The sequence below is a fragment of the Niastella soli genome, from assembly GCF_017742245.1.
Lineage (GTDB): Bacteria > Bacteroidota > Bacteroidia > Chitinophagales > Chitinophagaceae > Niastella > Niastella soli.
Window position 1 is genome coordinate 835,695 of the sequence record NZ_JAGHKO010000001.1, and the last position, 24,445, is coordinate 860,139.

19 protein-coding genes are annotated in these 24,445 nt (G+C 44.5%); 10 read left to right on the forward strand and 9 right to left on the reverse strand.

What is annotated here, in order from left to right; translation table 11 throughout:
- Positions 1-51: 51 nt before the first annotated feature.
- Genes J7I42_RS03200 through J7I42_RS03215 form a run of 4 tightly spaced genes read right to left on the reverse strand, consistent with a single transcriptional unit; the run spans position 52 to position 6,936 of the window.
- The gene (locus J7I42_RS03200; protein ID WP_209137325.1) at positions 52-3,651 is read right to left on the reverse strand and encodes an efflux RND transporter permease subunit; all 3,600 of its coding nucleotides are present in this window, start codon (positions 3,649-3,651) and stop codon (positions 52-54) included.
- Positions 3,652-3,689: 38 nt separating this feature from the next.
- A complete protein-coding gene (locus tag J7I42_RS03205) occupies positions 3,690-4,832 on the reverse strand; it encodes an efflux RND transporter periplasmic adaptor subunit (RefSeq protein ID WP_209137326.1) in 1,143 nt (380 codons plus the stop codon).
- A 60-nt stretch (positions 4,833-4,892) separates the two neighbouring features.
- Positions 4,893-6,302 carry a TolC family protein gene (locus J7I42_RS03210; RefSeq protein WP_209137327.1) on the reverse strand — a complete coding sequence of 470 codons (1,410 nt, stop codon included), beginning with the start codon at positions 6,300-6,302 and terminating at the stop codon, positions 4,893-4,895.
- Entirely contained in the window at positions 6,274-6,936 is a 663-nt protein-coding gene (locus J7I42_RS03215) for a TetR/AcrR family transcriptional regulator (RefSeq protein WP_209137328.1), read from the reverse strand. Before J7I42_RS03215 ends, J7I42_RS03210 begins: the two co-directional genes overlap by 29 nt.
- Positions 6,937-7,193: 257 nt before the next feature.
- Here J7I42_RS03215 and J7I42_RS03220 point away from each other — a divergent pair, with 257 nt between their 5' ends.
- From J7I42_RS03220 to J7I42_RS03260, 9 genes are all read left to right on the forward strand, one after another.
- Positions 7,194-7,847 carry a DUF502 domain-containing protein gene (locus J7I42_RS03220; protein WP_209137329.1) on the forward strand — a complete coding sequence of 218 codons (654 nt, stop codon included), beginning with the start codon at positions 7,194-7,196 and terminating at the stop codon, positions 7,845-7,847.
- Between the two features lie 468 nt (positions 7,848-8,315).
- On the forward strand, positions 8,316-9,179 hold the full coding sequence (locus tag J7I42_RS03225; protein ID WP_209137330.1) for a zinc dependent phospholipase C family protein: 864 nt from the start codon (positions 8,316-8,318) through the stop codon (positions 9,177-9,179).
- A gap of 98 nt (positions 9,180-9,277) precedes the next feature.
- Positions 9,278-10,357, forward strand: coding sequence for a 3-phosphoserine/phosphohydroxythreonine transaminase (serC, locus tag J7I42_RS03230; protein WP_209137331.1), 1,080 nt, complete (start codon positions 9,278-9,280; stop codon positions 10,355-10,357).
- Positions 10,358-10,526: 169 nt separating this feature from the next.
- Positions 10,527-11,759, forward strand: coding sequence for a DUF1015 domain-containing protein (locus tag J7I42_RS03235; protein WP_209137332.1), 1,233 nt, complete (start codon positions 10,527-10,529; stop codon positions 11,757-11,759).
- A 569-nt stretch (positions 11,760-12,328) separates the two neighbouring features.
- A complete protein-coding gene (locus J7I42_RS03240; RefSeq protein ID WP_209137333.1) occupies positions 12,329-13,354 on the forward strand; it encodes a tetratricopeptide repeat protein in 1,026 nt (341 codons plus the stop codon).
- Between the two features lie 95 nt (positions 13,355-13,449).
- Positions 13,450-15,231, forward strand: coding sequence for an AMP-dependent synthetase/ligase (locus tag J7I42_RS03245; protein ID WP_209137334.1), 1,782 nt, complete (start codon positions 13,450-13,452; stop codon positions 15,229-15,231).
- Between the two features lie 420 nt (positions 15,232-15,651).
- Positions 15,652-17,118, forward strand: a complete 1,467-nt coding sequence (locus J7I42_RS03250; protein ID WP_209137335.1) for a pyridoxal phosphate-dependent decarboxylase family protein — start codon at positions 15,652-15,654, stop codon at positions 17,116-17,118.
- A gap of 123 nt (positions 17,119-17,241) precedes the next feature.
- Positions 17,242-18,306 (forward strand): branched-chain amino acid aminotransferase, encoded by a 1,065-nt coding sequence (locus tag J7I42_RS03255; RefSeq protein ID WP_209137336.1) that lies wholly within the window; start codon positions 17,242-17,244, stop codon positions 18,304-18,306.
- A 91-nt stretch (positions 18,307-18,397) separates the two neighbouring features.
- Positions 18,398-19,090 carry an SDR family NAD(P)-dependent oxidoreductase gene (locus tag J7I42_RS03260; protein WP_209137337.1) on the forward strand — a complete coding sequence of 231 codons (693 nt, stop codon included), beginning with the start codon at positions 18,398-18,400 and terminating at the stop codon, positions 19,088-19,090.
- A 178-nt stretch (positions 19,091-19,268) separates the two neighbouring features.
- On the opposite strand, the gene J7I42_RS03265 is transcribed toward J7I42_RS03260, so the two are convergent.
- The 4 genes from J7I42_RS03265 to J7I42_RS03280 form a co-directional block, all read right to left on the reverse strand.
- Positions 19,269-19,565: a hypothetical protein gene (locus tag J7I42_RS03265; RefSeq protein WP_209137338.1), complete on the reverse strand. Its 297-nt coding sequence runs from the start codon at positions 19,563-19,565 to the stop codon at positions 19,269-19,271.
- Positions 19,566-19,968: 403 nt separating this feature from the next.
- Positions 19,969-20,235, reverse strand: coding sequence for a hypothetical protein (locus J7I42_RS03270; protein WP_209137339.1), 267 nt, complete (start codon positions 20,233-20,235; stop codon positions 19,969-19,971).
- Positions 20,236-20,363: 128 nt separating this feature from the next.
- Complete coding sequence (locus J7I42_RS03275) at positions 20,364-21,761, reverse strand: HAMP domain-containing sensor histidine kinase (protein ID WP_209137340.1); 1,398 nt, start codon at positions 21,759-21,761, stop codon at positions 20,364-20,366.
- Position 21,762: 1 nt separating this feature from the next.
- Complete coding sequence (locus J7I42_RS03280; RefSeq protein WP_236065387.1) at positions 21,763-22,452, reverse strand: response regulator transcription factor; 690 nt, start codon at positions 22,450-22,452, stop codon at positions 21,763-21,765.
- An 87-nt stretch (positions 22,453-22,539) separates the two neighbouring features.
- On the opposite strand from J7I42_RS03280, the gene J7I42_RS03285 reads away from it, so the two are divergent.
- Positions 22,540-22,716 (forward strand): hypothetical protein, encoded by a 177-nt coding sequence (locus J7I42_RS03285; RefSeq protein WP_209137341.1) that lies wholly within the window; start codon positions 22,540-22,542, stop codon positions 22,714-22,716.
- Between the two features lie 673 nt (positions 22,717-23,389).
- Here the strand turns inward: J7I42_RS03285 and J7I42_RS03290 are convergent.
- Positions 23,390-24,376 (reverse strand): type I glyceraldehyde-3-phosphate dehydrogenase, encoded by a 987-nt coding sequence (locus tag J7I42_RS03290; RefSeq protein WP_209137342.1) that lies wholly within the window; start codon positions 24,374-24,376, stop codon positions 23,390-23,392.
- Positions 24,377-24,445: the final 69 nt, after the last annotated feature.

Sequence of the window (24,445 nt, forward strand, 5' to 3'; positions counted from 1 at the left end):
TTTCATTATATGTTTTCGCTTGCAGCTTGAAGCGTGAAGCTTTTAGCTGTATTAGAACCAGCTTCCAATAAACGCTTCATTTACTTTTTCCTTCTTACCGGCCAGCTTTCTTCTTCTGCGTCTTACTTTAAAGCCCTGAACCATCATGGTAACCAGCATTAACAAAATAAAGATGAACGTTAATGGCGGAATACCAACAAACGAGATCCATTTACCACCATACATTTTACGCATGGGTCTTCTTAACCTTTCTGCTATCAGGTACATGGCTGGCAATATCAGCAGGGTCATAAAGAACGCGAATGCCAAACCAAAAATGATAGTCCATGACAATGGTTTCCAGAACACCACGTTATCACCACCAAAGAAGATGTGGGGATTCAGTTCAGAGAACAGGGTAACGAAGTTGATATTCAAACCAACGGCCAGCGGTATCAGACCCAGGATCGCTGCCAGGGCAGTTAACAATACCGGAATGATACGCGTTTTACCAGCTTGCACCAGCGCTTCCCTTGTTTTCATACCACGAGCCCTTAATTCATCGGCAAACTCAATAACCAGGATACCGTTCTTTACCACAATACCGGCCAAACCAACGATACCAATACCGGTCATAACCACCGATACCTGCATACCTGTAAAGGCAAAGCCTAACAATACCCCGATCACACTGAAGATGATCTCGGTTAAAATGATCACCGGTTTACTTATCGAGTTGAACTGAATTACCAGGATCAACAGGATAAAGAACAGGGCAATCACCAGGGCTTTACCAAGGAAGGCGCCTGTTTCGGCCTGTTGCTCTCCCTCACCGGTTTGTTTAATGGTAACCCCATCAGGAGCTCCTTGTTTAAACTTGTCGATATGAGTAGCTATTACCTGGTTTACAGCGGTAGGTGTGGTCACATTCAATAATACGTTTGAACGTATGGTGATCACCCGCTTCTGGTTCTTACGTTTTACACTTCCCAAAGTGCTGGTATAATCAACTTTTACCAGCGAGCTGATGGGCACGTGTTTTACGCCATTACTTGCATCACGGAAGGAAACCTCCATATTCAACAGGTCGGACAGGCTCTTACGCTGACCTTCCAGGTTACGCAACTGGATCTTGTATTCATCTTCACCATCCTTGATCTTCGAAACTTCCCTGCCAAATACAGCCGTTCTTATTGCCATACCAATTTGCTGAGAACTAACACCCTCAATTAACGCCCGCTCGCGGTCAACCGTAAAGGTCACCTCAGGGTTGGTAAGGTCAATATCCATTTTCAACTCTTCCACACCAGGTATCTGTATAGAATCGAGGTAGTTCTTCAACGAAACGGAAGTCTTGATCAGGTTATCAAAATCTTCACTGGCTACTTCAATATTGATCGGAGGATCTGTTGGCGGACCACCTTTTTCCTGGTCAACAGAGATCTCAGCACCGGGAATACCTTTTATCGCCTGGCGTACTTCATCAAGGATGGGCGCGGTAGCAACACCATGGCGTTTTTCAAATTCAACAAACGATATCTGTATACGGCCCAGCTCAGGTCTTGTACTTCTATCGCCGCTCTGCGGATCACCGGCGCCTACCGCTACGTTACTGATCACACTTTCAACGATCGGGTTCTCTTTATAATTTCCTTTGCTGTCTTTCTCCATGTGCAGCACCTTGTAAACTTTTTCTTCCAGGGTGTGCGTAACGGAATCAGTATAGTTTACATCGGTACCAACCGGCAATTTCAGGTAAACATAGATCTGGTTGGGGTCGCCACTGGGGAAGAACACTACCGGCACTTTACGGGCGCCAAAGAACACAAAAGTGAGTATGAGTAAAACAAATGTGCCCAGCAGCAGATGTACAGGCCGCCATCCTTTCAAGGCCCAGCGTAACGCTGTTTCATAATGACCCATGATCCAGGGCAGGGCACGGTTCTGGAAGGCATGTATCACTCCATCCAGCACATACTTATTCAGAATGATCATCAGTACGATGAAGATCAAAAAGTTCCCGAGGAAGGTAACTCCACTCAGATCGAATAAGATACCTACCACCAGGGTAGCCCATATAGCGGGTTTGCGGAAGATGGCCGATTTGGGTTGTCTGTGTTCGCCTTCAGGATGGTTCATGAAGTCAACAGCAAATACCGGGTTCATAATGAACGCCACTATCAACGATGCCGTTAATGTAAAGATGAGCATCGTAGGCAGATAGATCATGAACTTACCAATAATGCCAGGCCAGAACAACAAGGGAACGAAGGGCGCCAGTGTGGTCAGGGTACCAGCTAATACCGGTATGAATACCTCACCCGCCGCCATCATGGCCGATCGTTCACTATTCAATCGTCCTTTGCCTTCAACAAATATGCGGTGGGTATTTTCAATTACCACAATGGCGTCATCCACAATAATACCCAGGCCGAACAACAGGGCAAACAGTACTATGAAGTTGAGCGTAACGTGCGTACCTACAATAAGGTCCGCCGCGGGTAGAAAGATAAACGCCACAAACATACTCAGGGGAACCGAGAGTGCCACGAAGAAGGCGTTGGTAACGCCCATGAAGAACATCAGGATGATCAACACCAGCACGAAACCGATAACGATGGTATTTACCAGGTCGTTGAACGAAGTGCGGGATGCTTTACTCTGATCACCGGTTATAGATACGTTCAGGTCTTTCGGCAGTGAAGTTTTTTGCATTTCCTCCACCACTTTCTTGACCGCATCAGATGTTTCAATTAGGTTTTCGCCGGCACGTTTAATGATGTTCAGCGTAATTACGTTCTTACCATTCAAGCGGGCATAACTCTCTCTGTCCTTGATGGTGTCTTTTATTTCTGCAATATCTTTCAGGTAAATGGGCGAACTGCTGGTATTACGCACCACCACCTTTTGAATATCATAAGCGGTTTTAAACTGACCCTTTAACTGCAGCGTACGTTTTGTGTTCCCTACGTCGAGCAAACCACCGGAGATATCCATATTCTCGCGGGAAACAGCATTGGCAATATCATCGAAGGTGATATTGGCGCTGCGCATTTTGTAATTGTCTACATTGATCTGGAATTCACGCTCGGGTGCGCCAACCAGGTCAACCCGGTTCAACTGGCTTAATTCTTCCAGTTTATCCTGCATGTCATCGGCATATTTTTTCAACCGGGGCAGGTCATAATCACCATACAGGTTCACGTACATGATGGGCTGCTCTGAAAAGCTCACTTCCATAACAGCGGGTTCTTCAGTAAGGTCGGTAGGCAGATCAGGCTTGGCCTTGTCTACCGCATCTTTTACTTTCTGCAGCGCTACATCAGTTTTTACATCGGTGCTGAACTCAACCATGATGGCCGAGTAGTCCGCAACGGAAGTACTGGTGGTTTTATTGATCTTGGCGCCGGTGATCCCTTTGATCTGTTTTTCAATGGGGCGGCTAACCAGGTTTTCAATATCCTTGGGTGAATTACCTACATAAATGGTTTGTACATATATGGTAGGGATAACGATATCAGGAAACTGTTCTTTGGGTAAGGTCACGAACTGGAACACTCCAAATAAACTCACGACCAACATGACCAGGTAAATAGAGGCCTTGTTTTTTATACTCCACGTAGTGGGGCCGAAATTTTTGAAGGGACCTTTAATATTTTCTAAAACACTCATACAATAGATTTGGTGTGTAAGTCAAAATCTGCTTAATACTATTTGGCATCGGTAATGATGGCCTGACCGTCGTACAGACCCTGGAAGCCTTCAGTGATCACTACATCACCGGCTTGCAGACCGCTTGTTACTTCAAGCGTATCGCCATACAGTGCTCCTGCAGTTATAGCTCTTTTCTTAGCTACTTTTTTACCCTTCTCAGTAGCAGCCACCATTACAAATTTTCCTTTTTCATCATTTTGCAGGGTATTAATGGGTATGGTAATAGCCTTGGAAACAGAATAATCCTGAATGCGCACCATTGCCACCTGGCCGGGACGGAAACTGCTTCCGGGTACACGTCCTTCAATATAAAAAGAGCGGGTTGATGGATCGATAAGCTTACCGGTTACAGATACTTTTGTGCTGATAGATTTATTATTATCCTCAGGCAACGTAACTTTTAAAACCGTTCCTTCATGTACTTTTGTTTGATACGCTTCCGGTACATTCGCAGTAACCTTTAAATCACCGGTGTTCACGATACGAATACCCATTTGTGAAGCACTGGTAGCAGAAAATGTTTCTCCTACTTTTATGGTTACCTGATCAGCAACACCACTCAATTCAGCATATACATTCGACATGTTTTGCTGTTCTTTTAAAAGATCAATTTGCTTTTCAGCAGCTTCCACATCATTCTTGGCTTTTATTAATTCCATCTCGGTACCAATCTTTTGGTCCCACAGATTTTTACGACGCTCATACGTAGTTTTTGCAAGGCTCAACGTCAAATTGCTTTGTTCAATCTGTTGGCGAACGGTTCCGTCATCAAGTTTAAGCAGTAACTGACCTTTACGTACGTAATCACCTTGTTTTACATATACAGCACGTACCAGGCCACCCTGGTTGCGGGGCGTAACCCAGGCAATATTTTGAGCGTCTATTTTACCCTGCAGATCTATGTAGTGAGTAAAAGGAGCAGATTGAACAGTACTTAACACAACCAGCTTGGGTTTTTCTTCTTTTGCGGCACTGGTATCCAGTTTAGCAATTTCTTTTTCCAACTTGGCCTGCTCATTCTTTAATGCTTCCAGTTTGGCTTTTTTCTCTTCCAGCTCTTTATTTCCAGAAGTAGCACCGCATGCTGTTAATAAAAGAAGAACTGCAACAGTGCCAATTACGCTATACGTACTTTTCATATCGGTAAATTTATCCGTTGAATGCATTTTGTTGGTTTAGGTTTTTATAGAGTACTGAACTTATAGTTTTCCAATAGCTTTCATGTAATCAACACGAGCTATAATAGCTTGCTGTAAAGCGGTTATATAGTTAGATTCAGCGCTTTTCAGATCTGTTTGGGCCGTATTGATCTCGGTGTTTGAACCCAGGCCCGCCTGGAATTTCTTCTGGGTTTGATCAAATACTTCTATTGCCAGCTTCATATTCTGCTTCTGATAATCCATATTTTCGATGGCAGTCTTGAAGTTTGCCAGGGCAATGGCCACTTCCTGATCGATCGTCAATTTCAGGTTCTCCATATCATTGGAGGTCTTTTCCAGATTCAGCTTGGCCGTTTCAATTTTCGACCGGGTGCTGAAACCATGAAATAGCGGAACTGAAATGTTGAGGCCTACATTTGAAAAGGTATACCAGTCGCCTTTGCCAAAGAAATCGGCCTTATTACGCATCGCGTTCTTTGAGTAAGAACTGGTGAGCCTTACAGTTGGTATCTGGCTCAGCTTATAACGTTTAAGATCATATTCCCTGAGCTTTTTTCCTAATTCGGCATATTGAAATTCCTTGCGGTCAGAATAATTATAAGTACTGGATTCCAGGATACCATCTTTGAGTTTGCTGTCGCTAAGTGTATCTGTTAGCACCACCTCATCTTTTACCGGCATACCAAGCAGCATTTTAAGCCCCAGGTATCCAGTATAGATGTTATTCTGTACCTTCTTTTTTTCGGTTTCCAGGTTAGCGATCTGAACAGTTAGTTTATCAACATCCAGCTTTTCTGAAAATCCATTTTTATACATCTCACGGGTATCATGCTGCAGCTTTGATAATCTTTCAATGTTGGCATCCAGCAGATCGAGCTGGGTTTTACCGGCTACCAGTTGATAGTATACTTTAACAACATTGGCTTTAATAAGCACTTCAGTTACTTCAACATTCTTTTTGGCCCATTGCAACGAAGTTTCTCTGGCCTGCAAACCAACGAATACCTGTCCATCGAATAAGATCTGGCTAAGATCAACACCCACATTGGCGGTATACTTTGTTCCAAACTGGGCTTCGATCAACCCAAAATCGCCCGGAGCAGTAATGGGTTGGCCGGAGGCATTTTTTACGCCTTCCTGCTGTAAAACCCCATATGTTCCAGCCGCAATAAAGTTGGGGAACGCCTGCACGGCAATGTTCGGGTTATATACTGCACCCGCTCTTGCATCGAGTTGCGGGAACGCAGCCGATGTTATTTCACGGTTTGTTTGCTCCTGTAACTTGTAGTCGAGCAGGATGTTCTTTACGTTTATACTGTTTTTCATGGCATAATCTACCGCCTGTTGTGCGGTGAACGCATGTTTTTCCTGTGCATTAGCCGGTCGCATGATGCTTGCTAAAACCAGCATCACCACGACTCTAGATATGCTTACCGGATTCAGTTTCATAGTTCTTTGCATTTTTATTTCTATGCTGTTGATATTTCAAAATCAGTTTATGTCCTTTCAGGGATGCAACCCCGAATACATAATGTTCAATAATGTTTTTGGTAACTTCAGATAGTTTATACCGCGATGGAGGGAAGAGGTCTATGTTGAAGGGGATCATCATCGATTCCAACCTGAATTTCGATATTATATCCACATCCACATCGGGGCGGTATAGTCCCTCTTTCACTCCCCACTCCAGGTTCTTTCTGATGACCTGTAACAGGAATTTATTTTTATGTTCCATAAACCGCTGGTATGCACGAATATGGAATTTCTCCATATCGTATAATACCATGGGGTTCATACTACTTAATTGTTCAACAACCTGATCAACTGTTAAAAATATTTCCTCAATGGCATCCTTCGCCTCTTCACCGCATTTCAGGCAATCATGTTGCATATTCTGCAATTCATCTTCTATTACCGCATCAACCAGTTCATTCTTATCAGTATAGTACTGATAGATAGTCTTTTTCGACATACCCAACTGGTTGGCTATATCATCCATGGATACTGAGCGAATACCATATCGTAAGAATAATTCCTTCGCTTTATCCCGGATACGCACTTTTGTGTTTATGTCTGGTATCATAATTATCGGGCACAAAACTATGGAAACTTTTTTCGTTACCAAAGTTTCCGACCCCAATTTTATACCGCCTGTAACAAATGCCCCCACCGAACTATGTTCGTTATTTAATGCTTTATAATAGCTGTGGTACAGTATTTGCGCCAACACGTATCTTTGCTAACAGATTGCTTTCCAGCTTTAAACAAACAACTTTACACAAGCTTATTTTATTAGCCCCCGCAATGGGCTAATTTTGGAAAGCACAAACAAAGCAGCTAATGAAATCTCCACATATATTTAAAAAGGTTATACAGTACTTTCTGCAAGGGCTAATTATTTTAGCGCCTATAGCCATCACTATTTATGCAGTAACTGCCTTATTTAATTTTGTCGACAACATCCTGCCCAGCCTTATCAGCTATTTCAACCCTGATTTATTGGGTACTGACGCTGCCGGCAATGCTAAAAAAATACCAGGACTGGGATTTATACTGGTAACCCTTATAGTTATACTGGTAGGGTATATCTCTTCCTCTTATATTATCAGTAAACTGGTTGACCTGTTCGATAAAATACTGGAACGCACCCCGGGTATCAAGATCCTGTACTCTACCGTAAAAGATTTCTTTGAGGCCTTTGCCGGCAATAAAAGAAAATTTGATAAGGCTGTACTGGTTAGTATTGAAACAACTGATGTTTGGCAGATCGGTTTTATTACCCAGGAAGAGGTACATGGCTTTGGCCTGCAGGAATACGTTGCGGTGTATGTTCCTCAATCATATGCCCTCACTGGCCGGCTTTACTTTGTTAAGACCGACCGGGTAAAATTGTTAACCGACATCAGTTCAGCAGAAGCCATGAAGTTTGCTATCTCAGGCGGCGTTACTACCATCGAAGAAGAGAGTGCAACGTCAAAAGGTAATGGGAAATAGGAAGGCAGAAGGCAAAGGGAAGAGGGCAGAGAGAAATACAAGGTGGGTCATCTGCCAAAGGGTTGTTCACCAGAGGGCAATGGGAAATAGGCAATGGGCAATGGACGCTCCTTTGTGGATAAGGTAAATGCCAGCAGGCAGAAAAGCTGTATAACTATACTTATACTCTAAAAAAGGGAACACTACCAATTAATGGAAGTTCCCTTTTTTATTTTAGCCGACAAACTACCGGCTCTCACAATACGTTGCTCCTATCTTTGCAAAGACATCAAGTTGTGAGTTGTGAGTGGGCTCGCGACTGCTGAGATGAATAATTACCTTGCGCCGCCAAAAATCTATTGCCCATTGCCTTAACGCTTGTCACAAATGAAAAAGCTACTTTTAATAACTATATATACACTTTACCACCTCCCCCTGTACCCTTGGGGTTTCTACGCCCACCGCCAGATAAATTATTATGCGGTATTTATGCTGCCTCCCGAAATGATGGTATTGTATAAACCCAATCTCTCCTTCCTCACCGATCATGCCGTTGACCCCGACAAACGTCGTTATATGGTACCCGCAGAAGGTGCCCGCCATTATATCGATATCGATCATTACGGCAACTATCCATTCGATTCATTGCCCCGCGTGTTCACCAAAGCCCTTGAAAAATATGGCAATGACACTTTACAGGCATATGGAATTGTACCCTGGCACATTCAAATCATGCTGCAGCGGCTCACTACAGCCTTTAAGGAAAAAGATCAGGCGAAGATCCTGAAGCTTTCGGCCGATCTGGGGCATTATATCGCCGATGCACATGTACCCCTGCATGTATGCAGCAATCACAACGGGCAACTCACCAACCAACAGGGTATTCATGCCTTTTGGGAATCGCGTATTCCCGAACTGCTGGCCGCTACCAATTGGGACTTTCTGATGGGTAAAGCCAGTTACCTTGCCAACCCGCTTGCATTTACCTGGAAACGAGTGCTCGAAAGCGCTGCTGCTTCCGACACCGTATTACGAATTGAGCGGGAATTGACCGCCCGGTTTTCCGCCGACCAGAAGTATTCTTTTGAACCCCGGAATGGCCAGGTTCTCCGGCAATATGCCAGTACTTACTGTCTGGCCTACGACCAGCTTTTGAATAACATGATCGAGCGGCGTATGCAACAATCCATTGCTGCCGTGGCGTCCTTTTGGTATACAGCCTGGGTCAATGCCGGCCAACCCGACCTAAAACAACTCTCGCATAAGAACTTCAGCGAAGAAGACCAGCGCGAATTTGACCGTTTAAACCAGGCATGGCTACAGGGAAAGGCAATAGGCAAAGATTGTGATTAACTCATTATGAATGAATTACGCATCAACATCAAAATTTGAAGGGTCTTTAGTCCACCAAATTAGGTACCTTTGCACTCCTTCTAATTTAAGATGAAACAATGATGCACAATTTTAACGCGGGACCCAGCATTCTCCCCCCGGAAGTATTTAAACAAGCCAGTGAAGCCATTTTAAATTACAATAACTCCGGCTTGTCGATCCTGGAGATTGGCCACCGCACCGATCTGTTTCAGGCAGTAATGGATGAAGCCATTGCCCTGGTGAAAGAATTAATGCAACTTGATGATCAGCATGAAGTGTTGTTCCTGCATGGTGGCGCTTCCACCCAGTTCTTTCAAATTCCCATGAATCTGTTGAATGATAATGAAATAGCCGCCTATACCGACACCGGTACCTGGTCGGCCAAAGCCATAAAAGAAGCCAAACTATTCGGCCATGTGGAAGTAGTTTGCAGTGCTAAAGAATCGAACTACAACCACCTGCCCAAACAATTCACTGTTCCTAAAACAGCCAAATACCTGCACCTGACCACCAATGAGACCATTCATGGTGTTCAATGGCACGATTTCACGCCTTTCTTTGAAGCCGGTGTACCATTGGTAGCGGATATGAGCAGTGATATCCTGAGCCGGGAAATGGACTTTAAAAAATTCGACCTTATTTATGCCGGCGCCCAAAAGAATGTAGGTGCTGCGGGAGTAAACCTGGTGGTTGTAAATAAAAACATCCTGGGTAAAGTAAACCGCAAACTGGCAACTATGATGGATTACCGCCAACATATCGAGAACGGTTCCATGTTAAATACGCCACCGGTTTTTGCAGTTTACGTATGTATGCTTACGCTGCGCTGGTTAAAGAGCCAGGGCGGGGTGGCAGCAATAGAAAAGATCAATAACCAGAAGGCGCAATTATTGTACAATACCATCGATAGCTTACCGGTGTTCAAAGGCACGGTGATCAATAAAGAAGACCGCAGCATTATGAATGCCTGCTTTGTGATGGACAATACCGATCTGGAAAAAGAATTTCTGACCCTGTGCAAGCAGAACAATATTTATGGAGTGAAAGGTCACCGCAGTGTTGGCGGGTTCAGACCTTCGCTTTACAACGCCTTGCCTCTTTCAAGTGTGCAGGTATTGACCGACCTGATGAAGGATTTCGCAAATAAAAAAGGATAAGAGACATGACCTGTAAGGTCTGCCTCGGCAATTCGCCTTGTGGTGGGTAAAGCAGACCTGACAGGTCATTCGCTTCGATGCAATCCGATCTGTCAGATTCAATCCATCACCCTGATTATCCAGCGCCCAAGCAATTTTTAAGGTTATAAAAACGCTTAATAATATTACAATGGCCAATATTTCTCCTTTCAAAGCCCTGCGCCCGCGTCCCGAGCTGGCAAAGCAGGTTGCCTCACGTCCTTACGATGTGCTGAATTCAAAAGAAGCCCGTGAAGAAGTAGTAGGTAATCCATACTCGTTCCTGCATATAACAAAATCAGAGATCGACCTGCCCGAGGATATGGATATCCATAGCCAGCCAGTGTATGAAAAAGCTAAAGAGAATATTGCAGCGTTTATTCAACGCAGTATTTTATTCAGGGAAGACAAACCCTGCTATTACATATATCAACTGATAATGAATGGCCGAAGCCAAACCGGTTTGGTGGCTGCCAGTTCCGTTGATGATTATGAGAATGATGTTATTAAAAAACACGAGTTTACCCGCCCTGAAAAAGAGCAGGACCGTATTAATCACATAGCCACTACCGGTGCACAAACCGGTAATGTGTTTCTGGCTTACAGAAACAATGCGGAAGTGGATACGCTGATTGAACAATGGAAAAACACCCACACACCGGTGTATGACTTTGTAGCCGATGACGCTATCAGCCATACCATTTGGGTGATCACCGATGATGCAGTGAATAACCAAATAACCAATCTGTTCAAAACACAGATCCCGCAAACGTATATCGCCGATGGTCACCACCGGGCCGCCTCTGCAGCCAAGGTGCGAAAAGCACTGGGTGCGCAGGCTAAGGCAGAAGCCGATTATTTCCTTACTACCCTGTTCCCATCGAACCAGTTGTACATCATGGATTATAACCGGGTGGTGAAAGACCTGAACGGCCTTACCGAAGCAGCGTTACTGGAAAAATTAGGAGCTCATTTTACTGTTGAAAAATCAGGCAGCGCCGTAGCTCCGGCTTCCCTGCATCAGTTTGGCATGTACCTGAAAGGTCAGTGGTATACCCTTACCGCTAAACCAGGTACCTGGACAAACGATCCCATTGGTGTGCTGGATGTGTCTATATTATCTAACCTGGTGTTGGACCCACTTTTAGGAATCAAAGACCAGCGTACCGATAAACGCATCGACTTTGTAGGCGGTATTCGCGGACTGGGAGAACTGGAAAAAAGAGTGAACAGCGGCGAGATGGCCGTAGCCTTCAGCTTGCATCCGGTAACCATTCAACAGTTGTTCGATATTGCCGATAGTGGTAATGTAATGCCACCCAAAAGCACCTGGTTTGAACCTAAGCTCAGGGATGGGTTATTGACACACTTGATTTACGGTTAATAGGTTGAAAGGTTAACAAGTATTACAATCATATTGAGGCCGAAGGCCGAATTATAGAAAGCCGGAAAGGCAGTTGCTACAAATTAGTAACGCCTGCCGGTTTTCAGCTTTTTATGAACCGGCGGAGAGAAAGTGAGTTGTGAGTTGTGAGTGGCTCGCGACTATTGCGACTAATAATTATCTTATGTCCCCTAAAAATTTATTGCCAATTGCTCCCGGCTAAGCCGAGACCTCTTGCCTATTGCCCATTCAATGTCGTTTAGTTAATGCTTGTCTTAAGGAATCCCCTCCCAGGAGGGGGTAGGGGGGTGGGTTTATAATGTTAATATTATTATCATACCTGGCGCAAACGTCCACTTATGCCCAATCAATATTATCAATCCTCACAAGCGGGGCAGGCTCTGGTCACCTGTTAACCTGATCAACCTGGTCAACTGATCAACTCACCCTCCCTTGTCAACCTGTTAACGTGTCAACCCTATCAACCTCTCCTCCCATTATACATCTCCCCCAGATTTTAACTTTATTCCCCAACAATAAGCCCCCACAACCCTTATCTTTGGCTCCGTATGAAACATCTTTTACCAGTTGTAGGCTTATTATTGGCCGTAAATATGACACAGGCCCAACAGGAGCCTGTTGATGTAAAAACTGTACAGGAAACGGCCAAAAATTACATGAAGCAGGGAGATTATTCCAACGCCGTTCTGGTGTTAAACCGGGGACTGCAAACCAATACCGATAACCTGGAACTGCAAAAAGACCTGGCCTTTGCCTATTACCTTAACCGCGATTATTCGCATGGCATTGAAGTGGCCAGAAAATTTCCCGACCGTCAGGACGCGGATGTACAAAGCTTTCAGATCCTGGGTATGTTGTACAAGGCCATTGAAGAAGGTAAGGAATGCGAAAAAATGTACAAGACAGCCCTGAAGAAATTCCCCAACAGCGGCACCCTGTATAATGAATATGGCGAAATGCTGTGGAGCAAAAAAAATTACACCGATGCCATCAAATTATGGGAAAAAGGCATTGAAACAGACCCCTCCTTTTCAAGCACTTATTATAACGCCGCTAAATATTACTATTTTACTACCGATAAAGTATGGTGCCTTATCTATGGTGAAATTTTTATAAATCTTGAAAGCTATTCAAAACGCACTGCCGAAATTAAGATGGTGCTGCTCGATGGTTACAAGAAATTATTCACCGATGCCAATATGACCAAAGACCAGGACACAAAAAATGATTTTGTGAAAGCATTCCTCGATGTAATGAAATCACAATCTACATTTATGGGCACCAATGGGGTCACTCCGGAAACTTTATCGGCTGTGCGCACTAAGTTCGTGCTGGAATGGTTTTCGAAATATGCCAAGGCATTTCCCTTCCGCCTATACGAATATCACCAGCAACTGTTAAAAGCGGGTATGTTCGATGCTTATAACCAATGGGTTTTTGGCACTACCAACAACCTGCCAGCCTACGAAAACTGGACCAAGACCCACCAGGAAGAATATAACAAATTCGACTACTTTCAACATAACCGGGTATTCAAATTACCCTCGGGGCAATACTACCAAACAGTAAAATAAATAATTAGTCCCGGCCATTGCGTCGGGACTTTTTTTATTTGCGCAGAATTGCTAAATTCAATTAAAATCCAAGACCGGCTATTTAAAAAACAGCTATGACCGAACCCAAACGATTATTCGATTGCCTGCAATTCCATTTAGAAAAAAAGCCATTGCCCAACATGCTGGCTGCAAAAGAAAACGGGCAATGGAAATCTTATAGCACCCAGGATGTAAAAACTACAGTAGATAAACTAAGCGCAGGTTTACTAAACCTGGGCATCCAATGCGGCGATATGACCGCCGAAAGTCGCGATAAAATTGCCATTCTTAGTAAAAACCGGCCCGAATGGATCATGCTTGACCTGGCCGTACAGCAGATCGGTGCCATTCTGGCCCCCATATATCCCACCATTAGTGTGCAGGACCTGGAGTTTGTATTACACGATGCCCAGGTGAAAATGGTATTTGTAAACGATGAGGAATTATTTCATAAAGTTTTAACCGTAAAGGACCGAGTGCCTTCACTTAAGGAAATTTATACTTTTGAACACGTGGCCAATGCCCGTCATTGGAAAGAAGTGGTGACCCTTTCTAGTGAAGAAGCACAGCAAAAAGTACAAAGCATTGCTGCCAATATCAAATATGAAGACCTGGCAACAATCATATATACCTCTGGTACAACCGGTACGCCCAAAGGCGTAATGTTGTCGCACAAGAACATACTCAGTAACGTAATGGCCTGTTACCCCTGTTTGCCTGCCTTTCCTGATATGAAGGCACTGAGTTTTCTGCCGCTGAACCATATTTTCGAACGCATGATCTCTTATTTCTATCTGTACAGGGGTATCTCGATCTATTACGCGGAAAGTATGGATACTATTGGGGAGAACCTGAAAGAAGTAAGACCCGGCATGTTTACCACCGTTCCCCGCCTGCTCGAAAAAGTGTACGATCGCATTATGGCCAAAGGCGCTGAATTGACCGGTATAAAAAGAAAATTATTTTACTGGGCGCACGACCTGGCTACCCGGTACGAGATCAATAAACCTATGGGCTTTAGCTACAACCTGCAGCTGGCCCTGGCCAATAAACTCATTTTTAGTAAATGGCGCGAAGGATTGGGTAATAACCTGAAATGTATTGTAAGCGGCGGCGCCGCCTGCCAGGTGCGTTTGATCCGCATTTTTACCGCAGCCAAAATACCAGTATTGGAAGGGTACGGACTTACTGAAACCTCCCCTGTGATCAGCGTAAACCGCTTTGAAGAACAGGACCGGAAATTTGGAACGGTAGGCCCATTAATTGACCAGGTGGAAGTAAAGATTGCAGAAGATGGCGAAATACTTTGCAAAGGCCCCAACGTTATGATGGGCTACTATAAACGCCCCGACCTTACAGCAGAAGAAATGAGTGGCGACTGGTACCATACCGGTGATATAGGCATGATGGCAGATGATAAATACCTCAAGATCACTGACCGCAAAAAAGAGTTGTTCAAAACAAGCGGTGGTAAATACGTAGCACCACTGCCTATAGAGAACAAGCTGAAAGAATCGATCTATATAGAACAGATCATGGTAGTGGGGTCAGAACGAAAATTCGTAGGCGCACTCATCATTCCCGCCTTTCCAACCCTGAAAGACTGGGCCCGCAAACAGGGCATGCAAGATCTGAGCAACGAAGAACTGATCAAACAACCAAAAGTACATGAGCTGTACCGTGAGCTGATCGATAGTTACAATAAATTTTTTAACCACGTTGAGCAGATAAAAAAGTTTGAACTGTTGCCCCAGGAATGGAGCATTGAAACCGGTGAAATGACCCCCAAACTGAGCCTGAAACGAAAAGTGGTCATGGAAAAGTACCGCAGCTCCATAGAGCACATTTATTCATAAATATCTGATATATAATCTTATAGTAGAAGAAGCCCCGGTGTAGTTATTACTGCATCGGGGCTTCTTCGTGTTTGAAGCATGTTTGTAGCAGGTGTAATTCACTGATTTTCCGCATATAACCCGTACATATCCCGTACATATCCCGTATATGTTCCGTTCCTTAATAGGTACGGAATATGTACGGCAAATGGACGAATAGCATACAACTCAAATAGGTAAGCGTTGTGAATCCGACAGGTATCTGACATGGAGCAGATAGGGTGTAACCCTCAATAGCACGACCACAACTGATCTAGTTAAACTATTAAAAACTGCATCTGTTTTATAAAGGTATTCCTGGGGAAATTTGTAAGAGATAGCAGAAAACGGGTTGCCAGGTCTGGCCTGATGAAGCAACTTTATACCCGCAAAAATATAGCCATGAATAAAGAAGCCTTACTTACAGAAGAAAAAACGCTCGACCCGCAGGACTGGTCTAAATTGAATGAGCTGGGCCACCGGATGCTGGATGACCTGTTCTATTACCTGGAAACAACGCGTCAACGGCCGGTTTACAAAAAACCATCAAAAGATGCCATTGCCAGTATGCGGCAATCCCTGCCCGAATTACCACAAGGGGCCACTGGCGTGTATGAGGATTTTTTCGCCAACGTACTTCCCTACAACACCAACAACATTCACCCCCGGTTTTGGGCCTGGGTACAGGGCGGAGGTTCGCCATTTGGCATGTTGGCCGATATGTTGGCCTCCGGCATGAATGCCAACGTAAGCATTGGCGATAGCATGCCCATGTATGTAGAAAAACAGGTGCTCGACTGGTCGAAGGAAATGATGGGTTACCCCGCAACCGCCAGTGGCCTGTTGTTAAGCGGAGCCTCCCTGGCCAATATTACCGCGCTGATAGTGGCGCGGCACCACGCCAACCGCGAGATAAAAACAAAGGGATTACAGGCAATTTCAGGGCCTATGACAGTCTATGGTTCAGCTGAAACACATAATTGCGTGATAAAAGGGGTTGAAGTGATTGGTATTGGCAGCGATAATTTTCGCAAAGTGCCCGTTGATGCGGATTATAGAATCTGCGTGGATGAACTACGGCGGATGATCGAGGAAGATAGAGCCGCCGGTTGCCAGCCCTTTTGTATTGTAGGCAATGCCGGAACGGTGAATACCGGCGCAATAGACCCACTGGATGAACTGGCGGTCATTGCAAAGGAACAAAATCTGTGGCTGCATATAGACGGTGCTTTTGGTGCCATTCCCAAACTGTTGCCTGAATTTGCAAGTGCCCTGAAAGGACTGGAACTGGCCGACAGCCTGTCGTTCGATTTTCACAAGTGGATGTATGTAAATTATGAGGCCGCCTGTGTGCTCATTCGCGACCCACAGTTACACCGGGAAGCATTTACTACCGCAGTAAACTATTTAACCCTGCACGAGCGTGGGTTATCAGCCGGTCCCGACGCCTTTAATAACCTGGGCATGGAACTGTCGCGTGGCTTTAAAGCCCTGAAAATTTGGATGCTGTTAAAGCAAAACGGGCTTGAGACCTACCGAACGCTGATCAGGCAAAACCTGCAGCAGGCCCAATACCTGGCTGAACAGATCCAATTGCACCCAGAACTGGAGTTGCTCGCGCCTGTTCCTTTGAATATTGTATGCTATCGGTATAATCCCGGCAATTGCGATGCCGATTTAAATAAGGGGAACAAAGAAATTTTGATGCGTTTGCATGAACAGGGTATTGCAGCCCCCTCTTATACGGTGTTGAATGGCCACTACGCCATCCGTGCGGCCATTACCAACCACCGCAGCCGGTTTGAGGATTTTGAACTGCTGGTAAATGAAACCCTACGAATTGGCAATGAGGTATTTGGAAGACACTGAGTGTTGCGATCTTGAAATTTCGGGAATTTGTCCTTTTGCTTCTGGCCTCTACCCTTTGCCCTTGCTCTTATAAGAGTTATCTTTACAATCCGAATGACTTGTAGCACCAAAAAAATTTAGTTTATGGAACTTACCGACGAGATAATGGTTCAGCGAACAACCAAATCAAGATTACCTGAAGTTGATTTTAACAAGCTGGGGTTTGGAAACTATATTTCTGACCACATGCTGATCTGCTATTATAAAAACGGACAATGGGAAGCGCCCAGTATTGTGCCTTTTGGTGATATTTCCCTTAGTCCTGCTACGCTGGCATTGCATTACGGCCAATCTGTGTTTGAAGGATTGAAAGCATTCAGACTGGAAGATGGCCGCATTAACCTCTTCCGTGTACAAAAGCATTATGAAAGAATGGTGCGTTCTTTAAGCCGCATGTGCATGCCAGGTGTACCCGAAGAAATATTTGTAGAGGGCCTTCGCCGTCTTATAGAAGTAGATAAAGACTGGTTGCCTACTCAACCTGGCGGCGCCTTATATGTTCGCCCCATCATGTTTGCCAGCGAAGCCAAATACGGCGTAAAGATCGCTGATGAATATTGCTTTATCATGTTCACCGGACCTGTAGGCTCCTATTTTGCAAACCCATTGCGCTTGAAAGTGGAAACTGATTTTACCCGCGCTGCAAAAGGCGGTACGGGTTCTGCAAAATGCGCAGGGAACTACGGTGGTGCTTTCTACCCTACACAAAAAGCAAAAGAGGCCGGCTACGACCAGGTTTTATGGACCGATGCCCGCGAAAACAAATACATTGAGGAAAGCGGAATGATGAACGCCATGTTCGTTATAGATGGCGTGTTGGTTACTCCGCCTACCAGCGATTCTATTCTGGCCGGCGTAACCCGCGATTCTTTATTGACACTGGCCGGCGATCTGGGCATTCCACATGAAGCCCGCCCCGTAAGTGTAGAAGAACTGGAAAATGCTTTCCGTCACAATACCATTACAGAAGCATTTGGCGCTGGTACAGCCGCTGTAGTAGCCCCCATTGCTACTATTCACTTAAATGGTATCGATCACCATTTACCGGCGTATAACGACAACTCCATTATGTTCCAGTTAAAGAACAGACTGGAAGCTATTCGTAAATGCCAGGAAGAAGACAAACACGGCTGGAATTTCCTGTTCTAGATCAGTATGTTACTTTATAATAAAAGGACCGGTTCGCCCCTGGCGGATCGGTCCTTTTTTTATCTTTGATAACAACTTATAATTTTTCAATATGCCAAAAACCATTATTATAACAGGCGCTAATGGCAGCCTTGGTACTGCTGTTGTAAAAAAATTCCTTGACCAGGACTATAAAGTGGTTGCGGTTGATCATTCAGGTAACCACCTGGGGTTTGCCGACAGGCACCCCCAATTTGAGCTGCACGGTATTGAGCTTACCGATGAATCTGAATGTAAAACATTTGTAAATGAGGCAATAGGATTGTACGGCAATATTGATTGCGGGGTGTTGCTGGCCGGTGGATTTGAAATGGGCGGTATTGACACTACCGACACTGCCCAGTTACGAAAAATGTTCACGCTGAATTTTGAAACGGCCTATCATATAGCAAGGCCATTATTTCAGCACATGATGCAAAACGGATATGGCAGGTTAATATTTACCGGTGCCCGCCCCGGCTTGCATTTGGAAGAAGGCGCTAATAAGATTGCCTATGCATTAAGTAAATCGCTGCTGTTCAGCCTGGCTGAAATTTTAAATAAGGAAGCCAAAGGAACAAATGTAACCGTATCGGTAATAGCGCCCAGTACTATTGACACAAAACCCAATCGCGAAAGTATGCCTAATGCTAAATTCGATGACTGGGTAAAACCGGAAGCCATTGCCGATGTGCTGGCCTTTATATGTTCTGATAGTGGAAATGTACTGCGGGAATCTGTTTATAAAGTGTATAATAATGCATAAAAAACAAGATGAGTTCTCCGACATGTTGGGGAACTCATCTTGTTTATTTATAACCCTGAGTACTTAACAAAGCTTTCCTCCCGATCTCATCGGGATGTACGAATTAAACACCCAGGATCACATACACCATATAACACAACTCTCTTTTCTCTGCCTACTTGATATACGATTCATAGGTTTATACTTCAAGCACACTATTCCATCCTGTAACGCCATCAGGTTCACGAAACTGATTCTCTATATCCTCCGCCCACATCCGCTCATCGATAAAGAATTTGTAATAATATTTCCCACGTGGTAACATTGGTATTTCTATACTCCAAAACCCATTCTTGGTGGGACGTAAGGTCAACTGGTCATGAGCCCAGTTGTTAAAATCACCAGCGAGTGCAATTCTGTTCGCACAGGCGTTTTTGATGTGAAACTCTATACACTTCTTCCTCTTATTTACGTAAGGGGATTGATGGTGTTTCATGGTGCCCTCCTTATTTTAGGTGCCTAAAAAAAAATGGTTAATACTTACTAATACGGATATTACCACAAGCTTTCAAAGGATATCGGCACTAGGCATCAAAAGAATAAAAATGTACTTATTCCAGGCAGATTGTTTAAGTAAAGGCTAAGATATTGTTTTAGGGGGTTTTGTTCTGGCCCGTTACAAAAGGTACGATGTTTTAAAAAACTATTAAAAGAATTGGTCTATTATTTTTCTGTTACTCTCTTTATAGCCAAGACGTACAAACATCGAACTATAATCATTCCTTTCCAATGACATACATCATGTGATTGCATGATGCTAAACCGTTTAAATCATCAGCAAAGGCTTACCGGCGCTGCATTTCATTAATGTTACATCAATGATTATACTTGCCTCAAGGCTATTTTACAGACACCAGTTTGCTGGAAGTGAGTGGTTGCTTTTCTGGATAATTGTGTACTAAACTATCGAGGTCGTGCTTCAGGAAGTTGATATCTTTTTGCAGTTGCAGATTTACTGATAGAACGGAATCGTTCTGTAATAATAATTTGTTATTGAACTCAGTCAGTTGTCTATTTTTTTGTTGCAGCACAAAAGCGAACGCTATTAATACAATAGCGCCAGCTGCCAAAATCCGGAAAATAAAAACAAAATGATTCCCTTTCATTTAAATAATAGAAACACCAAATATGCTTTATTATGGTTAAACGCTAATTAAACAGGAATTAAAAAGCAATTAAACAACGGTTAACAATTGTTAACGAAGACCTTTAACCGGGATGTAATAGTAAGACCTTAGGCCTTGGCTGCAAAGGCTTTAACTGAAGGAAGCGTAATGGTGAAAATGGTGCCCGATTCTCTTGAAGAATGCACTTTAATGGTTCCCTTATGCATATTAATGATGCGTTGGGCAAGCGGCAGCCCTAATCCGAAACCTTTTATGGGTGAAACCGTTGCACTTCGGTAAAAAGGCTGAAAAATATGCTCCGATTCCGACTCCATGATGGTATCGCCATAATTCTTAAACTGTACAATTACGTTATCGTTCTCGAAGAGCAGGTTGATCATTACCTGATGATCGAACGAAAATTTACAACCATTATCCGCAATATTACGTAGTGAACTATACAACAGGTCACCGTTCCCAAAAACCAGGAAGGATTTTTCATCATCGGGGAAATCGCCAAATTCCAACAACACTTTATAAGCGTCGCTGTTCTTCTGCACATCGGCGGTCACTTTCAGCAGCACCTCATCTATACGCACTTCACTTAACTCAATGCCACCTTCGGTACCGGTTTTGGCTATTTCCAACAGGCTCTTGGTAAGCTGCTGCATTTGCTGTACATCTTCATGAACCGATTGTATAACCTGTTTATACTCTTCATCACTTCTTTTCTTTTGCAAGGTTACTTCCAGCTGGCTCAGGATGGAGGTAAGCGGGGTCGACAGCTCATGCGACGCATTGGAAATAAAACGCCGTTGCACCAGGAAGTATTCCTGTAACCGGTCGAGCAGTTCATTAAAGGTGTTGGCCAGTTGGTTTAATTCGTCCTGCGTGCTGCCCGCCTGAATGTGATGAGTAAGATTTTGGGAGGTAATATGTTTTACGTCGTGAATGATCTGTTTAATAGGCTTTACCAGCTGTACCGAGAAGGCATAGCCAACCACCAGCGCAATGGCAATACCAATAAATAAACAGGTGAGCAGAATGTCGCGCAGGTCTTTTAACCGTTGCCAGCCATCCACATCATAAGCGGTTACCACAACCACAATGCGGCTTCGGTTATCGGTATAGTGAAAGGCCAGCGCATCGCGCTTGTTCACAGTAAAATACACTTCATGTTTTAACCGGGCCTCTTTCAAAATGTCTTTATCGGACAATATAGAATCAACACTGGCAGCATTGTACCGGTATACAGGTCTGTCGAGGTAATCGAAGATCACCACACTTTTCTGATTCAGCGTAAAGGCTGAGGCAGAATCGATATGGTATAGAAATGCACGGGCGCTGTCGCTATCCCCCAAATAGGAGAACAGCTGCCCATCGTTATTAGCCCTTCCTTTCAACCGCTTTTTAAACGCTTCAATCCGTTGCAGCGAGGTAAAATAATGAACGGAAATACTTAATACCAACAGAATAATGGTAACCAGTAAGGCAAAAAGCGCGGTTATTTTAAATTTTATTTTCAACCTATGGGTTTTCTTTCAATATATACCCCATGCCTACCTGCGTATGAATAAGCCGGGTTTCAAAATCCTTATCCAGCTTTTTACGCAGGAAGTTTACATATACATCAATTACGTTGGTCTTGGTGTCAAAATCAATATCCCATACATTCAAGGCTATATCTGCGCGGGAAACCACACGGTTTTTGTTTCGTATCAGGTATTCCAGCAACTGAAATTCCTTGGCAGTAAGCGATATGGGTTTTTCGGCCCGGGTTACTTCCTTACTGTCGAGGTTCATGGTAAGGTCAGCCACCTTCAGGATATTGCCGGTAGGGATATTATGATAGATCCTTTTTAACAATGCCCTGATACGCACCAACAGCTCCTTAAAATCGAATGGCTTTACAATGTAATCATCGGCCCCGGCGTCAAACCCTTCAATTTTATCAGAAGTTGTATTAAGGGCCGTAAGCATAACTACGGGTATTCGTTCGCTGTGACGGCGGATCTCCTTACACAGCTCATACCCATTCAACCCGGGCAGGTTAATGTCCAGGATAATAAGGTCGAACGGATAGGTCTCGAACAACTTTTTGCCAATTAGACCATCGTAGGCAACTTCTACATAATAACCTTGTTCGCTAAGTCCTTTCTTTAATGACTCTGCTATCTTTCTTTCATCCTCAACCAGTAAAATTTTTATTTCTTCCATAGCTAAAAATTCATGGACGCAAAATTCACAAATAATAAAGTTACCGGGTCCGCTATCTCAAGTTAATGAATTAAAAGTATATTAAAATTGGGTATTGAGACGGCCCTCCTACGCTTAAGCTCCGGCGACGCAGACGGCAGATGGCAGACGGCAAACGGCAGACGGCAGACGGCAGACCCACGACCGGCAATGGGCAATGGGCAATGGGCAATGGGCAATGGGCAATGGGCAATGGGCAATGGGCAATGGGCAATTTCCGACTAATAGCTAGACTCGCTTCAGGCAGACGGCAGACCCTCGACGCGGCAATGGGGCAATCCGGTCCTTCGCTTTGCTCAGGGCCGGTAATCGGCAATCGGCAATCGGCAATCCGCAATCGGCAATCGGCAATCGGCAATCGGCAATCGGCAATCGGCAATCGGCAATCGGCAATCGGCAATCGGCAATCGGCAATCGGCAATCGGCAATCGGCAATTTTGGCCTCGCGACAATATACAACCTGCTGACTGCTCAGTTGGCCCCTCCCGGCCTTCAAAGGAGCAATACAACCGCGCGATAATAATTCAGCCTGTTAGTTTTTCAGCCTTTCTATTCTCTGCCTTTCCCTTATCAACTCCGTCAACTCTATCAACCACCTCCTCGTCAACTTTTAACCCGCCAACTTCCTACTTCTTGCCTCCTACTTCATACTTCAGTCACCCTTCTATCAACATCCAAATATATTCCTCCAAACCGAGCCCTCGACCCTACGGCTCCGCTCAGGGCACTCGGTCTTTTTGCAGCCCCTTCGACTTTCCGCCGAAGGCGGACACGCGCTCATGGCCTTGTTAAACTTATTAACCTTCTTCTTCCTGATCAACTGGTCAACCTCCTACATCTTACTCTACCTCCGCCTTTATCAACTCTTTCAACCCTATCACCCCTATCAACTTCCAACTCACACCCCCATCAAGCCCAACCAATCTATCATCCGGGTAGTGAAACCATATTCGTTATCGAACCAGGCTATCAGCTTTACATGGTTGCCAATTACCGAGGTAAGCGTACCATCAATAACACAGGAATGGGTATTCCCTTTAATATCCAGTGATACCAATGGGTCTTCAGTATATTCAATAATTCCTTTATAATCGTTTTGAGCGGCTGTGGAAAAAAGCGTGTTTATCTCTTCACGGGTTGTTTCTTCCTGCAGCTGAATGGTAAAATCGGCCAGGGCACCATTGGCTACCGGTACCCGGGTTGAAACCGAGGCAATCTTGCCTTTCAATGTGGGCAATAACCGCTCGAGCGATTGTCCGAGGTCAATTTCTACGGGAATGATGGATTCGGCAGCTGCCCTTCCACGCCTGAATTGTTTATGCGGGGCATCTACCAGCTCCTGCCGTGACGTATAGGAATGTAAGATATTACACTGTACAGATTTGATGCCAATGGCATTCAGGATATACAAGATATGTGTACTGCAGTTGGTCATGCAGCCACCGGGAGAAATTATGGTTTCTTCCTTGCTAAGCGCATGCTGGTTAAAGCCATATACGAGCAGGGGGATGTCGTTTGAACCGGTAGTAGACAACAATACTTTACGGGCACCGGCTTTAATATGTTGTTCGGCGGCTGCGCGGTTGCTGAACAGACCGGAGCATTCCAGTACCACATCCACATTCAGGTCTTTCCAGGGCAGCAGGTAAGGGTGTTGCTGTTGAAGGGCCATTACCTCTTTCCCATTCGCTACAAGCACTCCGGGTTTGTGGGTAATAGAGCCGGTAAAGGTGCCATATACTGAATCATATTTTAACAGATAAGCCAGGTTATCTGCGTCCATAATATCGTTCACTGCAACCAGTTCAACAGCTGGGCTATCTATCAGGCGTCTGAACAAAAGGCGGCCGATCCGGCCCATTCCGTTAATTGCAATTCTCATCATATAGTTTTCAAAATGAGGTGCAAATATACTTAACCGGCGAATGCAGAACTGCTAAGGGAAGTATAAGAG

What these genes read in the sequence shown, in the direction of transcription:
- J7I42_RS03265 (WP_209137338.1), bottom strand. Translation starts at nt 19,565, where the DNA reads ATGAAACACCATCAATCCCCTTACGTAAATAAGAGGAAGAAGTGTATA.
- J7I42_RS03210 (WP_209137327.1), bottom strand. Translation starts at nt 6,302, where the DNA reads ATGAAACTGAATCCGGTAAGCATATCTAGAGTCGTGGTGATGCTGGTT.
- J7I42_RS03240 (WP_209137333.1), top strand. Translation starts at nt 12,329, where the DNA reads ATGAAACATCTTTTACCAGTTGTAGGCTTATTATTGGCCGTAAATATG.
- J7I42_RS03270 (WP_209137339.1), bottom strand. Translation starts at nt 20,235, where the DNA reads ATGAAAGGGAATCATTTTGTTTTTATTTTCCGGATTTTGGCAGCTGGC.
- J7I42_RS03250 (WP_209137335.1), top strand. Translation starts at nt 15,652, where the DNA reads ATGAATAAAGAAGCCTTACTTACAGAAGAAAAAACGCTCGACCCGCAG.
- J7I42_RS03245 (WP_209137334.1), top strand. Translation starts at nt 13,450, where the DNA reads ATGACCGAACCCAAACGATTATTCGATTGCCTGCAATTCCATTTAGAA.
- J7I42_RS03205 (WP_209137326.1), bottom strand. Translation starts at nt 4,832, where the DNA reads ATGAAAAGTACGTATAGCGTAATTGGCACTGTTGCAGTTCTTCTTTTA.
- J7I42_RS03225 (WP_209137330.1), top strand. Translation starts at nt 8,316, where the DNA reads ATGCTGCCTCCCGAAATGATGGTATTGTATAAACCCAATCTCTCCTTC.
- J7I42_RS03215 (WP_209137328.1), bottom strand. Translation starts at nt 6,936, where the DNA reads ATGATACCAGACATAAACACAAAAGTGCGTATCCGGGATAAAGCGAAG.
- J7I42_RS03290 (WP_209137342.1), bottom strand. Translation starts at nt 24,376, where the DNA reads ATGATGAGAATTGCAATTAACGGAATGGGCCGGATCGGCCGCCTTTTG.
- J7I42_RS03235 (WP_209137332.1), top strand. Translation starts at nt 10,527, where the DNA reads ATGGCCAATATTTCTCCTTTCAAAGCCCTGCGCCCGCGTCCCGAGCTG.
- J7I42_RS03255 (WP_209137336.1), top strand. Translation starts at nt 17,242, where the DNA reads ATGGAACTTACCGACGAGATAATGGTTCAGCGAACAACCAAATCAAGA.
- J7I42_RS03260 (WP_209137337.1), top strand. Translation starts at nt 18,398, where the DNA reads ATGCCAAAAACCATTATTATAACAGGCGCTAATGGCAGCCTTGGTACT.
- J7I42_RS03220 (WP_209137329.1), top strand. Translation starts at nt 7,194, where the DNA reads ATGAAATCTCCACATATATTTAAAAAGGTTATACAGTACTTTCTGCAA.
- J7I42_RS03280 (WP_236065387.1), bottom strand. Translation starts at nt 22,452, where the DNA reads ATGGAAGAAATAAAAATTTTACTGGTTGAGGATGAAAGAAAGATAGCA.
- J7I42_RS03200 (WP_209137325.1), bottom strand. Translation starts at nt 3,651, where the DNA reads ATGAGTGTTTTAGAAAATATTAAAGGTCCCTTCAAAAATTTCGGCCCC.
- serC (WP_209137331.1), top strand. Translation starts at nt 9,278, where the DNA reads ATGATGCACAATTTTAACGCGGGACCCAGCATTCTCCCCCCGGAAGTA.